The sequence below is a fragment of the Bradyrhizobium erythrophlei genome (genome assembly GCF_900129505.1).
GTDB lineage: Bacteria > Pseudomonadota > Alphaproteobacteria > Rhizobiales > Xanthobacteraceae > Bradyrhizobium > Bradyrhizobium erythrophlei_D.
The window spans coordinates 6329788-6344149 of sequence record NZ_LT670818.1; the positions used below are offsets into that span (position 1 = coordinate 6329788).

The window sequence follows — 14362 nt, forward strand, 5'->3', positions numbered from 1 at the left end:
ATTCGGAATGTATGGTACCGTGCGCTTATCGGGACGGCATTTCCGTCCCGCATTTGGGGGCATGTCATGAGATTGCCGTCAAGCTTTATCGCGCCTTCAGCCGTCGCTGTCTTGTCAACTGTCTTGCTGTGCGGCCCGGCAGCGTCGCAAACCGCAACAGACTCCGCCAAGCCGCTTCCCCCCATCACGGTCGAAGCACCGAAGCAGGTGGCAAGGCCAAATAGTCCGAAGCAGGTGGCAAACACAGTGGCATCTCGCCGGAGATCGTCAACCACTCAAACGTCATCGTCAACCGCTCGAACGCCATCGCCTGCGCCAGATTCCATATTAGGGAGGATTGCCAAGCTGGAGAAAGTCGCCAGTAATTGCAACGGTGGTTGCGAATCAAGCCTCAGACACGGCAATGCCCCTTGGGTTGGGTGTAGCGAGTCGGGGGGCGGACAAACAACTGGACCTTTCTCGTCAACGTGCAGAGACAACCTCACCTACAAATCCTACGTGGATTGCGTCGAGACCAAACTGTTCTTGGGCGAGTACCGAAATAGAGCCTGGTGGCTTTGTAGCAGCCTAGACGCCGCCGGGAAGTTTCAAGTCGCCGAACTCAAGCGATCAAGACATCCGCACTAGGCCATACCTCCCGCAGGCTCTCTGTTCCAGTTGAACGAAGGCCCTGACGTCGGCCACGCTTACCGCAGGCGGCCTGCAAGCCCTATGTGGCGCGCCTGCGGGCTACGGGCAAAGATGTCGTATTGACCGAGTATCCAAACGCCCCCCATAGCTTCGATAATCCGCTTGGCGCGGAGCCGGCGAAAGTACAACCCACGTTCGAGAGCGTTCGAAATTGCAGAGTCCAGGAAGAAAATGACGGTATGCTTATAAACGCGGATACCAAGCAGCCATTCACGTACAAGATGCTTGCGTCTTCCACGGCCCGCATACCGGCTATGATCCAGAGGCGGCGAAAGCTGCAAAGGAATCTGTCAACGCGTTTTTTAAGTCAGCGTTCAAGCTCAATTGATTGAGCCCGAAGTGGGACCGCCCCGCAATGTCTGCCTTGGCCCCTGCGAACGGACTTACTGAGCACGCGCGCGTTTGCCCGCGCGCCGTTGCATCCGGCGTGCGCTGCCCGGCGTCAATTCCCGTCGGCGCGGCGATCTGCCCACGTCAGGTGCCACTTCGTTGCAATCTCTGCGTTGGTTGGCATTCGCAATTGCGGGACCTATAGTCCGGGCTCAATCAACAGCGTTCGAGAGTAGGACCCATGCGCGTTTCAATCATTACCGGCGGTGGGTCCGGGATCGGTGCCGCCGTCGCGCGGCGGTTGGCGGCACCGGAAGCGTGCCTGATGTTGCACGGGCAGGGAACCGACGCGGCAGGGCTCGATCGATTGAAAGCGGTGGCCGCCGACTGCGAGCGTGCCGGCGCCAGGGTCGCGTGGCATACCGGCGACCTCGCCAACGCCGGGACGGCATCCGGGCTCGTTGCCGCAGCCCGCGCCGCGTTCGGGAGCGTCGACGCGATCGTCCATGCCGCGGGCTTTGCCGATCGCCGCAGTTTTACCCAGTTGTCGCGTGCCGGGCTCGAACGCTCGTTCGCGGTCATGGCCGCCGCGTTTCATGAACTGGCGAGTGCGGCGTTGCCGGATCTGACGCGTGGATCACAAGGACGGGTCGTCGCCATCAGCAGCTTCGCCGCCCATCGCTTCACGCCCGAGGCAACATTTCCGGCGTCCGGCGCGGCCAAGGCCGCGCTCGAGGTGCTGGTACGGTGTCTGGCGATCGAGCTCGCAAGCTCGGGCGCAACCGCCAACGTCGTCGTTCCCGGCTATACGCGCAAGGACAGCGGACGAATGGGAGCGCTGGACCAGCAGAGCTGGCAAGCGGCCGCTAAGGCCAATCCGCTCGGGCGCCTCGCCGAACCCGACGACGTGGCCGCGCTGGTAGCCTTTCTGTTGTCGCCGGAGGCCGGGCACGTGACGGGAGCGCTGTTGCCGGTCGATGGCGGGCTGACACTGATATAGCGTCTTCTGGGAGCACGGTTGATGTCGGACAAGGTCGCGGGCAAGCAAGTGGATGTCGTCGTGCTGGGTGCAGGCATCGTCGGCGTATCCGCGGCCTTTGCGGCGCGGCAGCGTGGCCTGTCGGTCGTCCTCCTCGATCGGCGTGAGCCGAGCAGCGAAACCTCCTATGGCAACGCCGGCATTCTCTCGAGCGGCTCGATCATGCCGCTCAACAAGCCCTCGCTGTTGAGCGCGCTGCCGAGTTACCTCACCAACCGCCACGCGGCGCTGCGCTGGGATCCGGCCTGGGCCATCCGGAATATCGACTGGGTCGCCCGCTTCCTCGCCAATACGGCGCCGTCCCGTCTCAAGCCGCGGGCAACGGCGCTGCAGGGCCTGATCGGCGCCTCGCTGAAACTGCACCGGGAATGGATCGTGAAGGCGGATGCGGCGCAGCGCATCCGCGAGACCGGCTGGCTGAAGGCGTGGCGCAGCGACGCCATCGCCGCGGCCAGGGAAGAGCAGGCATTTCTGGCTGACTATGGCATCGAAAGCCGGCTGCTCGACCGCCAGGCTATTTCCGCGCTCGAGCCGAACATCGTGCCCGTCTACAAGGTGGGCCTCCTGCACACACAGACCGCCTCCGTCGACTCGCCGGGCGCCGTGGTCAAGGCCTATGCGCGGATGTTCGCCGGCGCCGGCGGGGAGATCCGTCAATCCGACATCAAGGCGATCGTGCCTGACGGCGAGGGCTGGCGCGTGGGGCTCGCGGACGGCGCGATATTGGCGCGCCATGTCGTGGTCGCGCTGGGACCGTGGTCGCCGGATCTGCTGCGGCCGCTCGGCTATCGTGTTCCCATGGCCTTCGAACGCGGCTACCACCGGGAGTTCAAGCCGAACCCGGCACGTTCATTGCAGCGCCCGATCCATGACGCCGAAGGCAGTTTCCTCATGACGCCGATGGAGCAGGGCATCCGCGTCACCAGCGGGGTCGAACTGACCGCGCGCGACGCGCCCTCATCGTTCGCCCAGCTCGATGCCGTGGTGCCGGCGGCGCGAAGCGTCGTCGAATTCGGCGAGGCGGTCGGCGACCCCTGGCGCGGGGCGCGGCCGACGCTGCCCGACAGCCTGCCCATGATCGGGCCCGCGCCGCGGCATTCCGGCCTTTGGTTCGCGTTCGGCAACCAGCACATCGGCTTGACCACAGGCCCGGCGACGGGCGTTGCAATCGCCGCGATGATCACGGGAACGCAACCTCCGTTCGACGCCGCACCGTTTTCGCCCGGCCGCTACCTCTGATGGCCGGCAAGCGGCAAGCCGCAGCGGCGGGGTAGGGCGGGAGCGGATATGAACTACGTTTGGGACTTCGCGATCCTCGGCAAATACAGCCACCTGTTCTGGCTCGGGCTCGGCTGGACCATTGCCTATACGATCGGCACCATCCTGTTGGGGACCGCGATCGGTCTGGCGGTCGGCATCCTTCGCCTGAGGCGCTTGCCGGTGATCGACTGGCTGCTGCTCGCCTACATCGAACTGTTCCGCTGCACGCCGCTCCTGGTTCAGATCATCTGGTTCTATTACGCGTTTCCGGTCGTCATCGGCCTGAATATCCCGGCGCATGTCGCCGCCGTCACCGTGCTGTCGCTCTATGGCGGGGCGTTCTACGCCGAGATCGTGCGCGGCAGCATCGAGAGCGTGAATGTCGGACAATGGGACGCCGCGCGCGCGCTGGGCTTGCGGCCCTGGCGCGTGCTCCGGCTGGTGATCATTCCGCAGGCGCTGAAACCGATGCTGGCGCCCTATGTCAACCAGTCGGTGACGCAGTTGAAGAACACCTCGCTGGTGTCCATCATTGCCGTGCCGGACCTCGTCTACAACGCAACGCTGATCAACGCCGAAACCTATCGGCCGCTGGAAGTCTACACCATCGTGGCGCTGATCTACTTCGCGATCCTGTTTCCGGCCACCCTCGTCGGACGCCGGCTCGAGCGCGGCATGACCTACGACAAGGCCTAGGGGCCGGTCGTGCCTATTCGAAAGCGCGTGACGCTCCCCCTATTTGAACCCAGCACGACTGCCGGTAAAGTGTTGCGGCATCGCCGACCAAAAACCGGTGAGGTATGGAGGCGGTAGGTCGCCGCAGGTTGGTTCGGAGCGTAGTCGTCCCTTTCGCGGGCACCCCCGCACAGATCAGGCAAATGGCGAATGGTTTCTGTTGACGGCGCACGACCAGCGGAGCGGATCCAATGACCGCACCCGGCACGCCATCCGTCCTGGCCCCTGAGTCCCAACAGGTGGTTCAGAATCTGACCCGCGCTGCGATCTTTCTGGTCGTGACGGTCAACCCCGGCACGGCGAATAGAGCGGCAGTCCGGTCGTTTTGCGGCGACCTCCCGGCGCTGGTCCGTTCGGTCGGCTTCCGCGATATCGAGGGAAACCTCTCCTGCGTGATGGGAATCGGATCCGACGCCTGGGACGGGCTCTTCGGCCAGCCGCGGCCGGCGGAGCTGCACCCCTTTCGGGAAATCGAGGCCGGCCCACGTCATGCCGTGGCGACGTCAGGCGATCTCATGTTTCACATTCGCGCCAAACGCATGGACCTCTGTTTCGAACTCGCGACCCAAATCATGGCCCGGCTCGGCGGGGCCGTTTCGCCGGTCGACGAAGTGCATGGCTTTCGTTATTTCGACGACCGCGATTTGATCGGCTTTGTCGACGGAACGGAAAACCCGACGGGACAAGCCGCGGTCGATGCGGCCTATGTGGGGGCCGAAGACGCCGCTTTCGCCGGCGGCAGCTATGTGATCGTGCAAAAATACCTGCACGATCTGGCAGGCTGGAACGCGCTCTCCACCGAAACCCAGGAGCGGATTATCGGCCGCACCAAGCTTGCGGACATCGAGCTCGATGACGCCGTGAAGCCGGCTTACGCCCACAACGCGCTCGCCAAGGTCGTGGTGGATGGCAAGGAAATCAAGATCATCCGCGACAACATGCCGTTCGGCCGCGTCGCTGAAAAGGAGTTCGGCACCTATTTCATCGGTTACGCGCGTTCGCCGCGAACGATCGAGCAGATGCTTGAAAACATGTTCGTGGGTCAGCCTCCCGGCAACTACGATCGCCTGCTCGATTTCAGCGTTGCCAAGACCGGCAATCTGTTCTTCGTGCCATCAGCGACTTTCCTGGACAATATCGGGGATGACGATCCGGCCCCCGACGTTTCGGACAAGCCTGCCGTGCCCGCGCCACAGCCGGCGCCGAAACGGCAGGGTTCACTCGACATTGGTTCGCTCAAAGGAGACCCTGCGTCATGAACAATCTTCACCGCGAGCTTGCCCCGATCTCCGACGCGGCGTGGTCAGAGATCGAGGAGGAAACGTCGCGCACCATCAAGCGTTACCTGGCCGGGCGGCGCGTCGTCGACGTGCAGGGGCCGGATGGAATTGCGTTTTCGGCGATCGGCACGGGCCATTTGCGCAATGTCGCAGCACCCGGAGACGGAATCCTGGCGCGACAGCGTGAGGTCAAACCGCTGGTCGAACTGCGCGTTCCCTTCGAACTCGATCGCCAGCAGATCGATGACGTGGAGCGTGGCGCCAACGATTCGGATTGGCAGCCCGCCAAGGACGCGGCGCGGCTGTTGGCCTTTGCGGAGGACCGCGCGATCTTCGAGGGCTACGCCGCCGCAGGCATCGGCGGTGTCCGCGAGGGCACCAGCAATCCGGTCCTAATCCTTCCGCCCGACGTGCGCGCCTATCCCGACGTCATTGCCCAGGCGCTAGGTCAGTTGCGGCTCGAGGGCGTCAACGGTCCCTATTCGGTGTTGCTGGGGGCCGACGCCTATACGGCCCTGAGCGAGACCAGCGATCACGGCTATCCCGTGCTGCGACATATCAAAAGCCTGGTGGACGGCGAAATCATCTGGGCCCCGGCGATCAACGGCGCCTTCGTGATGACGACGCGCGGCGGCGATTTTGCTCTGTATCTCGGAGAGGATGTGTCGATCGGCTATTTGAGTCACGATGACAAAAAGGTCCGCCTCTACCTTCAGGAGACATTCACTTTCCTCCTGCTGACGACGGAGGCCTCCGTTGCTGTGGCTGCCAAGGACAGCAAAGCCAAATCCTGATTTCCGCTCGCGGACGCCGCGTCAGATATTGAGTTCGACCGGCACGTCTTCCGGCTTGACGCCGGCAAGCGACAATCCCTTGACGAACCATTCGCGCATTTGCCCGATGCCGCGATTGTAGTCGACCCACACCGACAGGAAGTCGCGCCAGCGCTTGTCGGGCTCGCGCCGCACCGCCATGCTGGAGGGAATGGCCACCGAGGGCGATTGCAGGATTTTGTAGGTGCCGAGGTTCGCGTTCTTGCCGATCGCGGTGAGGCCGAGCACCAGCGCATTGACGACACAGTCGACCCGGCCGGACGACATTTCCAGCATGACTTCGTCGCGCGACTTCAGCGACTTGATCGTCGCATTCGGCGCGAAGCGGCGCGCCACAGTCTCGTTGGCGGAGCCGACGTCAACCGCAATCGTGACTTCGGGCTTGTTGATGTCCGCCCAGGTTTTTGCCTCCATGCCCTTCTTCAGCATGGCGCCGAAGGGATGCGGGAACACGGTGGCGCAAAAATCCACGACCAGCGCGCGCTGCGGCGTAGGGTTGAGGGCAAAGCCGAGGTCGATCTTGTTCGATTGCAGGTCGAGGATCGAGTTGCCGTAGGTCGATTCCGTGTATTCGAGCTTGACGTCGAGAAGCTTGGCGATGTCGTTGGCCATCTCGATCGAGAAGCCGGACCAGTTGCCGGTGGCGAGGTCCTTGTTGAAATAGGGCAGCTCGCCCGGCAGCACCGCGATGCGCAGCACCTTGTTGGCGCGGACGCGATCGAGCGTGTTGTCCGCGCTCGCCTGGGCCGATGCCGGGCTCACAAGGGCGGAGGCAAGTGCCGCGCCGCTACCGATGGCGAGGGCGTAGCGCAGCGCTTCGCGGCGATCTTCGGAAACCTTGCTGTTATCAGGTGTGGTCACACGTGCCTCCCTAGCCAACCCGTTAGAGCCTAGCGTGCGCATTGCGGCGCAGCAATAGGCCGATCCCGGCAATGCTGGAGAAGCCCGGCGGATTCGACTTGTAGCTGCGCGCTACATCAAGGCATCTACGCGGTAGCGTCAACGAGGGCTACGGGCTTTGGTCTCCAACAGCCCGAGGCCCTTGCCCAGCCAACGCGTCGTCGGGGCCTGGATCAGGATGGTCGTCAGGATGGCGATGAAGGTCACCGAGGCGATCATCTGGGCGCCGGGCGCCTTCATGCCCAGCAAAAGGCCGCCGAGCGCGACGCGTCGTGCCTGACACCGGCAACGTCGCCCCCGAGGCGTCAGCAGTTTGGAAGCTTTCCACCGCGAAACGTGATTGCGCCGATATTAACCATGCCAGCGCACGCCGAGGCGAGGGCCGGACGCTTAATGCGTGCTTAACTTTTTTGCGCAAGAGATAGGCAACCAGCGCAAATATCATGACGCAGCAAGAACTGCGAGCGACACTCAGCCTCGATGGGGGAATGCATGAGGACGCTTTTCATTGGCGTGCTGGCCGCGATCCTGGCCGGCTGTAGCTGTCCATTCCCGTCGCATATGAGCATGGACGTATGCTCGGAAGCGAACGGGCTTGCCTGTCTCAACACGTCGGCCGAAAATGAGCCGGTGGAAGCAGAGCTAGCCGCGCTCCACGCCAGACCCAAGCCAGCAAAAGTCAAACCCGCGATCGCGAAGGCAGAAAAGGCGTCATCCGCCGAGGACCGCGACAAGACCACTCATCTCGAGGCGAAGAGCGCGAAGCCGACCGCGGTCACGGCGATCGTCGAGCCTCACGCATCTGCTCCGCCCGCAGCGACGCCCGATCCGGTCATTGTCAAGGCGAAGGCCACGATCGCAGCGAAGTTGGAGAATCCGGCGTCCGCCGAGTTCGGCGAGATGAATCGGGCCGTCAGGAAAAATCTGCTCGGACAGGCCGTCGACACCATTTGCGGTCGCGTCAAAGGAAAAAAAGTGTCTGGCGAGGATACCGGAGACAGGCCGTTTCTATATCTCGTGAAGGATGATGAAGCGTACGTCGTCGATGGCCCCGCCGGATCGGCGGCAGCGACGGCATATCGCAACATTTGCGGCTAGTCCGGAACAGCCGGACCGCTGCTGAAAACTTCTTGTAATAGACCAGAATGGTCAGCCGGCCGACACTCTGCGCGAGCTCGATGATCAAGAGCAACTTCGCCACCAGAAGAACGTCGCCGCAGATTGCATGATGCAATCTTGTTCCATGGAAATCCAGGCTGATGGAGTGAACCGACTATTTTATGAATTTGGGGACATCATGGACGATTTTACCAATCCAGCAGAACTAGCCCTGGGATCGCTGACATCACCGGTGCTCGTGATCATCGAGCGTAACGTCCTGGCGCGAACCTGCATCCTCAGTATCCTGAAGAGAGAGTTCGCCGGATTCGAAATCGTCGAAATGCCGACGACGAGTGGTCTGCACTGGTTGTCAGGAAAAGATGTCCGCCTCGTTGCGTTGAATATGGAGGACAGGCAGATCACGGATCCTTCGATCGAGGATAGTCTGGCGCTGATCGCAGAATGCTGTCCGAACGCGCACGTGGCACTATTGTCAAATCGCGACGACGACGCGACCGCTGTTGCCGCGATGCAAAGGGGAGTCCGTGGCTTTTTTCCGATTTCGATCCCGGTCGGGGTCGCCATCGCCGGATTGCACCTTGTCCTTGCCGGTGGCGTCTATCGGCCACTGCCGATTGTCGAGGCGCCAAGTCTCAAGGCGATAGCACAAGATGCCGGCGCTCGCGAACGCTCCGGAATCCACGAAGGTAATGGCGTCACGAAGATCTTGTCCGACAAGACGATGGTCGACCTCACGCCCCGCGAACAACATGTGCTCGCGGCGCTGGAACTCGGCCTCCCCAACAAGTTGATTGCCGCGAAGCTCAACCTTTCGGAGAACACCGTAAAGATGCATATTCAACACATCATGCGAAAGTGTTCCGCGCATAACCGCACGGAGGCGGTCCTTCGCTGGAGCGGCCGGTTCAACGGCAAAGATCCCCACCCGCGAATCCCCTGATCTTCACCCAGGTCGCCTTGCGCTCCCGATCCCGATCAACTCAATCCTCGTGGAATGCGTTGTTGAAGCTGTCGAGCAAAGGCTTGAGGGCATAGAGCGCCACGGTCCCACGACCGGTCTTGATGAAGACCTGGGCCGGCATTCCCGGAATGATCCGGATGCCGTTGATCTCGGCGACCTGCGGATCCTGTACGTGGATCTTGGTGGCATAATATGGCTGGTCGGTCCGCTTATCGAGGAGACGGTCGGCAGAGACGTGCGTAACGACGCCCTTGAGCCTTGGCACGCGGCGCTGGTTGTAGGGCAGGAGACTCACCTCGGCACTCAGTCCGGGACGCACCACATCAATGTCCTCGGGCCTGACGCGCGCAGTGACGACAAGACGATCCTGTCGGGGAACAAGATCCATGAGGGGGGCGCCCGCGCCGACTACGCCACCGGGAGTATGAATCCGCAGGTCGGTTACCACGCCGTCTTCAGGCGCCTTGACCGCGGTGCGCAGGAGTTGATCGTCGGCCGCCTGGAGTCGCTCGCGGATCTGGAATATCTGGCTTTGGACCTCGCGCAGCGACTGGGCGATCTCGTTTTGACGGTCATTCTCCAATTTGATGAGCGTTGTCTGCGATTCGTTGATGACCTGCTCGGCGCGCGATATCTGCGCGACAATTTCGCCCCGCCGTCCCTCGATGTCAGCCGTTTCCCGCTGGAGGCTCAGAAGCCGCGGGCGCCGCTCAAGACCCTTGTTGACGAGCATGGCGACCGTATCCGCTTCCTCGCGGACGATTTCAATACGCTTCGAGGCCGCGTTGTGCTGCGCCCTGAGGCCCTCGATCTCGTTTTCGACCTGCGACCTCTTGTCCCGATTGACCGCCACTTGCGACTGGAAGACCTGCCGACGCGTTTCGAAGATGCTCTGCTGGCCCGCAAGGACGGTTGCGACTGACGGATTAGCATTCCGCGCCGTCTCCAGTTTGGCAGGAAACGACACCCGCTCCTCTCCGTCCTGTTCCGCCCGGAGCCGGGCTTCGCGTGCCGTCGCGTCCCACAACTGGCCTTGCAGGCTCTCGGCTTCGGCACGGGCCTTGGTGTCCTCCAGCGAGATCAGTGTTTGTCCGGCGCGGACGACGTCACCGTCCGCGACCAGAATTTCCCTGATGATGCCTCCCTCGAGGTGCTGAATGGTCTTGCGGCTCGACTCGGATTCGACGGTGCCGACGGCGATCGCAGCGCTCTCCAGCGGTGCAACGGTCGACCAGGTGCCGAGGCCGAGGACAAAACAGCAGACCAGCAGGTTTCCTGTCCAGGTGACATCCCGAAGGCGGTCGCGGAGCGCCGGCGGCTCCGATTCCAAAAGCCCCGGAACTTCCCACATCTCGATGCGATCGATTGCAGTTTTCATCAGATGATCTTCCCCTCCGGGCAGCGGATCACTGCATGCTCTCGCATTCGCGATTCGAATCCGGCCGCGCGGAGTCGCGCGAGCCGACCTGGGGCCGGGCCAGATACCTCTCGAAGACTTCCTTGCTGTCACCGAACGCGCTGACCGCGCCACCCTGCATGATGGCAATCTTGTTCGTCGCGGCGAGGATCCCCAGCCGGTGGGTAATGATGACCACCGTCGTGTTGGCCGCCTTCATTCTTTCGATGGCGTCGAAGAGCATCCGCTCGCCGAAGTAGTCCAGGCTGGCGTTCGGTTCGTCGAGAACCACAAGGTGCGGGTCGCCAAAAAGCGCCCGAGCGAGGCCGAGGTGCTGACGAAAGCCGCGCGATAGATTGGCTCCTCCGCCAGCGACGGCTGTCTCGTACGCCTTAGGCATCCGAACGATCGTCTCGTGAAGGCCGGTCAGCTTTGCTGCTTCGATGACCTTTTGCAAATCGGCGCTGTCCAGCCGCGCGATGATGTCCTTTAGCGTCTCTCCGAACAGATCGATATCCTGCGGCAGATATCCGAGGCGGCAGCCGCCACCGGAGTCGCGCACGGACAGGACGTCGACACCGTCAAGCAGTACGGAACCTGCCGTCGGCGCGGAAATTCCGGCGATGATCTTGCCGAGTGTGGATTTGCCGGAGCCGGATGGACCGATGATGCCAAGGCATTCACCGGGAGAGAGACGGAACGACACACCCCTGAGTATCGAATGGCCCGATCCCGGCAGGGCTGCGCCGACATTGTTGACAATGAGGCTGCCCTTCGGCCTGTCCGAGAGCGCCTCGATCTCCGTGGCCGGGCTGACAGCGGCCATGACGCCGTTGAGCCGACGGTACGCGGCCAAGGCGGTCGCAAAGGCCTTCCAGCCTGCAATCGCGCCTTCAACGGGGGCAAGCGCGCGTCCGAACAACAGGGTCGTGGCGAAGATGATGGCGGGACTTTTGCTCTGTTCAAGGACGAGCCAGGCCGCAGTCCCCATGGTCAGGACCTGGGCCAGCGCCCGCACCGGTTTGGAGATCAGCATCAAGATCTCGTTGCGGCGTTGGACCACTTCGTGCTCGCTCCTCGCGTCCTGTGCGGCCTGGTGGACGAGGCGCGCGGCGCCGTTGAGCATTCCCATGGCCCGGATGACGTGCACGTTTCCGACCGCCATGCCGAACCGTCCCTGGCTCCTCGTCATCGCCGCAACCGACCGCGCCATCGGGCCTGCGATGAGGAAGTCGCCGGCAAATCCGAGGCCGGACAGCAGCAGCACGCTGACTGCGCCGATCACTCCCAGCAAGGGATGTACGAGGAAAAGAACGCCAAGGAAGAGTGGCGACCAGAGCACGTCAAACAGCATCGAGGATGCTCCCGACTCGGCGAACTGGCGCAGGGTCGCAAGATCGCGATACGCCTCGGAAGCGCGCGCCGGATCGGATCGATAGGCGTATTCGAAGCAGGCGGACAACACCGCCGGACGAAGCCGATCTTCGAGCCACCCGCCGATCCTGCCCATGGCGGCGCGGCGCAGTGCGTCGAGTACTGCGCCAACCACGACGGTAAATGCCACGATCAGCGTCAGCATCAGGAGTGTATCGGCGCTGCGGCTCGACAGCACGCGATCGTAGATCTGAAGCATATAGATGGAAGGAGCGAGGAGCAGGAGATTGTAACTGCAGCTGTATGCGAGAACGAGTCCGAGCGAGCCGGAGCAGGCTCGCAGCGCCGCTTCCAGCGGCGTCTGCGGCGGTGACGTCAGTTGCAGCCGGAGCGGCGGCAGCGGCATTGCGGTCCTCCTGCAGTGTTTTGAGGTCCGATCCTTCTTGCGCCGTCATCCCGTTAGCGTCGCGACGAATTGAAAACCGGCGGCACCGGGCCGCCGGTCTCTGCTCTTACGGACGCCGATCAGACATGGACGAAATCGTCGACATGGAACTGGTTGGAATGATTGAGCACGTCGTTCAGGTTGGCGGACTCGATCGTGGGATCGAAGTGTACGTCCCCACCTTTCGCATAGTTGTCGTTTCCGCCGTTTCCTCCGATGCCGGCTGCCGCGCTCTGATGCTGGTCTGCCGCGAGGAAGTTTGACTGGTAGGCCGTCGTATCAGCGCTCACATTGGATGTGTCATGGCCGCTCCAGTTGCTCTGGTCGCCATTCGACATGGCCGTTCCGCCATGAGCCTGGGCAAACGCCTGCGCAGACGCGTTCGCGCCCCCGGCTTGCCAATCGGCGGTCTGATGAACCTGATCGCCGGTGCTGACATGCACGTCGGCGCCGTCGGCCTTGTTGTACGGGTTGAAGTTGATGTGGGGGCTGTTGCTGATGTCGCCCGAATTGTATCCGTCTCCGCCGTTTCCGGCGCTGTTGCCACCCGTCGAAATGGCCTTGAGCGCGATCGTGTCGGATGGGAATGATGCCTTTGTCATGTCGGTCTCCCTGGGTTGGTTTGCACGCGGTGCGTCCCAATTTGGACGGTCGCGATCTTGGTTTTGCACACGGTGTCGGCCAAGCTACCAAAGCTGATGCCACCCGATCCGATGGAAGGTACGCCCAAAAGGCTGACGTCCTGGACAACTCCGACGCTATGCATGACCGAGCAAGTGCGCGTCCGCCAGCATGTGCATGACGAGATCGCCGCCAAGCGCGGCGTTGCCGTGGCCGCCATCGCCACCGATTCCAGCGATCTGGATCGCGCTCTGATCGAACTGGACGTTGTTGGTCTGGTGAGCGTCGGCTGTGGAATTGACGCCGGCGACCGCAATGTTGATCGGCGCGTAGATCGCGATGTTGAGGTCGACGAGACTGCCCGCGAAATGACCATCGCCGCCGGAACCAGCGCTGTTGCCACCGGTCGCAATGACGTCAGAGCCGATCAAGCCCAGGATCGAGGAGAGGGCGCCGGCGTCTCCACCGATCGCGGCATTGCCGCTTCCGCCGTTACCGCCGACGCCGGCCATCTGAAAGGCGGTCTGATCGAACGCCACATTGTTCGATTGATCCGCGTGGGCAGTGGAATTGTATCCCGCCACCGCAATGTTGATCGGGTCGTACAGCGCGAAGGACGTGTGAACGAGGCTGCCGTAGAAGTAACCGTCGCCGCCGTTGCCGGCGTGGTTGTCCCCGCTGATGATCGCATCGGAACCGATGCTGGCGTGGTTGGACGGCTGGCCAAGCTCGACGCTGGAGTGGGGCGCCGCGGTCTCTCCAGAGACAGACACGCCGCCGCCAATTGCGGCATTGCCGCTCCCGCCACCACCGCCAGCGCCGGCAACCTGCGTAGCGCCTTGATGGAATTGAACTGTGTTCGACTGGTGGGCGTCAGCGCTGCCATGTAAGCCTGCCACCGCAATGTTGACGGGATCAAAGACTGCGACAGGTGCATGGACGAGCGCCCCCGAGAAGTAGCCATTGCCGCCATCACCGGCGCTGTTGTCTCCCGTCGCGATCACGTCGGACCCGAACGATCCGAACGCGCCGCTTCCGCCCAATGCGGCATTCCCATTGCCGCCGTGGCCGCCGATCCCGGCTATCTGGGTCGCCGACTGATCGAAAAGCCCGATGTTCGTCTGGTGCGCGTTGGCTGCCGCGTCGGCGCCCGCCTGCGCCATATTGAGCGGCTCGAATGCCGCGTAGCTGCTGTCAAAGAGATTCCCGGCAAAATAGCCGTTGCCGCCATTGCCGGCGCCGTTATGTCCGGTATCGAAGAACGGCATGGAATCCGTGGGAGGCCACGACGGGACTGGCGCCCCGCGCCCGAACGGATCGCTTCGATTCATGTGAGAGTCGTCCGCTACATACCGAAGAACCATGGCCGCTGCCCT

General features: G+C 62.7%; 13 protein-coding genes. 7 read left to right on the forward strand and 6 right to left on the reverse strand.

Features of this window, described 5'->3' with window-relative positions; translation table 11 throughout:
• Positions 1 to 1261: 1261 nt before the first annotated feature.
• The 5 genes from B5525_RS29370 to B5525_RS29390 all read left to right on the forward strand — a co-directional run bounded on the left by B5525_RS29370 (position 1262) and on the right by B5525_RS29390 (position 6128).
• On the forward strand, positions 1262 to 2020 hold the full coding sequence (locus B5525_RS29370) for an SDR family NAD(P)-dependent oxidoreductase (protein WP_079569125.1): 759 nt from the start codon (positions 1262 to 1264) through the stop codon (positions 2018 to 2020).
• A gap of 21 nt (positions 2021 to 2041) precedes the next feature.
• Positions 2042 to 3298 carry an NAD(P)/FAD-dependent oxidoreductase gene (locus tag B5525_RS29375; RefSeq protein ID WP_079569126.1) on the forward strand — a complete coding sequence of 419 codons (1257 nt, stop codon included), beginning with the start codon at positions 2042 to 2044 and terminating at the stop codon, positions 3296 to 3298.
• Positions 3299 to 3346: 48 nt separating this feature from the next.
• Complete coding sequence (locus B5525_RS29380) at positions 3347 to 4015, forward strand: amino acid ABC transporter permease (RefSeq protein ID WP_079569127.1); 669 nt, start codon at positions 3347 to 3349, stop codon at positions 4013 to 4015.
• A 230-nt stretch (positions 4016 to 4245) separates the two neighbouring features.
• Positions 4246 to 5313: a Dyp-type peroxidase gene (locus B5525_RS29385; RefSeq protein ID WP_079569128.1), complete on the forward strand. Its 1068-nt coding sequence runs from the start codon at positions 4246 to 4248 to the stop codon at positions 5311 to 5313.
• Positions 5310 to 6128 carry a family 1 encapsulin nanocompartment shell protein gene (locus B5525_RS29390; RefSeq protein WP_079569129.1) on the forward strand — a complete coding sequence of 273 codons (819 nt, stop codon included), beginning with the start codon at positions 5310 to 5312 and terminating at the stop codon, positions 6126 to 6128. The genes B5525_RS29385 and B5525_RS29390 overlap by 4 nt, the downstream gene beginning before the upstream one ends.
• 21 nt (positions 6129 to 6149) lie before the next feature.
• Here B5525_RS29390 and B5525_RS29395 read toward each other — a convergent pair whose 3' ends face one another.
• Both B5525_RS29395 and B5525_RS44575 read right to left on the reverse strand, forming a co-directional pair.
• A complete protein-coding gene (locus B5525_RS29395) occupies positions 6150 to 7028 on the reverse strand; it encodes a transporter substrate-binding domain-containing protein (protein WP_079569130.1) in 879 nt (292 codons plus the stop codon).
• 138 nt (positions 7029 to 7166) lie between these two features.
• Positions 7167 to 7307 (reverse strand): hypothetical protein, encoded by a 141-nt coding sequence (locus B5525_RS44575; protein WP_197687855.1) that lies wholly within the window; start codon positions 7305 to 7307, stop codon positions 7167 to 7169.
• A 273-nt stretch (positions 7308 to 7580) separates the two neighbouring features.
• Between B5525_RS44575 and B5525_RS46675 the strand changes: the two genes are divergently transcribed.
• Complete coding sequence (locus tag B5525_RS46675) at positions 7581 to 8165, forward strand: hypothetical protein (protein WP_244567631.1); 585 nt, start codon at positions 7581 to 7583, stop codon at positions 8163 to 8165.
• A gap of 199 nt (positions 8166 to 8364) precedes the next feature.
• Positions 8365 to 9129, forward strand: a complete 765-nt coding sequence (locus tag B5525_RS29405; RefSeq protein WP_079573949.1) for a helix-turn-helix transcriptional regulator — start codon at positions 8365 to 8367, stop codon at positions 9127 to 9129.
• A 40-nt stretch (positions 9130 to 9169) separates the two neighbouring features.
• On the opposite strand, the gene B5525_RS29410 is transcribed toward B5525_RS29405, so the two are convergent.
• The 4 genes from B5525_RS29410 to B5525_RS29425 form a co-directional block, all read right to left on the reverse strand.
• Complete coding sequence (locus B5525_RS29410; protein WP_079569131.1) at positions 9170 to 10528, reverse strand: HlyD family type I secretion periplasmic adaptor subunit; 1359 nt, start codon at positions 10526 to 10528, stop codon at positions 9170 to 9172.
• A gap of 28 nt (positions 10529 to 10556) precedes the next feature.
• A complete protein-coding gene (locus tag B5525_RS29415; RefSeq protein ID WP_079569132.1) occupies positions 10557 to 12326 on the reverse strand; it encodes a type I secretion system permease/ATPase in 1770 nt (589 codons plus the stop codon).
• Between the two features lie 119 nt (positions 12327 to 12445).
• Entirely contained in the window at positions 12446 to 13036 is a 591-nt protein-coding gene (locus B5525_RS29420) for a hypothetical protein (protein ID WP_425305218.1), read from the reverse strand.
• Positions 13037 to 13123: 87 nt separating this feature from the next.
• Positions 13124 to 14317: a hypothetical protein gene (locus B5525_RS29425; protein ID WP_154073503.1), complete on the reverse strand. Its 1194-nt coding sequence runs from the start codon at positions 14315 to 14317 to the stop codon at positions 13124 to 13126.
• Positions 14318 to 14362: the final 45 nt, after the last annotated feature.

Bases quoted from the DNA above. Each gene is read 5' to 3' on its own strand.
- B5525_RS29370 (WP_079569125.1), top strand. From the start codon at position 1,262: ATGCGCGTTTCAATCATTACCGGCGGTGGGTCCGGGATCGGTGCCGCC.
- B5525_RS29375 (WP_079569126.1), top strand. From the start codon at position 2,042: ATGTCGGACAAGGTCGCGGGCAAGCAAGTGGATGTCGTCGTGCTGGGT.
- B5525_RS29380 (WP_079569127.1), top strand. From the start codon at position 3,347: ATGAACTACGTTTGGGACTTCGCGATCCTCGGCAAATACAGCCACCTG.
- B5525_RS29385 (WP_079569128.1), top strand. From the start codon at position 4,246: ATGACCGCACCCGGCACGCCATCCGTCCTGGCCCCTGAGTCCCAACAG.
- B5525_RS29390 (WP_079569129.1), top strand. From the start codon at position 5,310: ATGAACAATCTTCACCGCGAGCTTGCCCCGATCTCCGACGCGGCGTGG.
- B5525_RS44575 (WP_197687855.1), bottom strand. From the start codon at position 7,307: ATGAAGGCGCCCGGCGCCCAGATGATCGCCTCGGTGACCTTCATCGCC.
- B5525_RS29405 (WP_079573949.1), top strand. From the start codon at position 8,365: ATGGACGATTTTACCAATCCAGCAGAACTAGCCCTGGGATCGCTGACA.
- B5525_RS29410 (WP_079569131.1), bottom strand. From the start codon at position 10,528: ATGAAAACTGCAATCGATCGCATCGAGATGTGGGAAGTTCCGGGGCTT.
- B5525_RS29415 (WP_079569132.1), bottom strand. From the start codon at position 12,326: ATGCCGCTGCCGCCGCTCCGGCTGCAACTGACGTCACCGCCGCAGACG.
- B5525_RS29425 (WP_154073503.1), bottom strand. From the start codon at position 14,317: ATGAATCGAAGCGATCCGTTCGGGCGCGGGGCGCCAGTCCCGTCGTGG.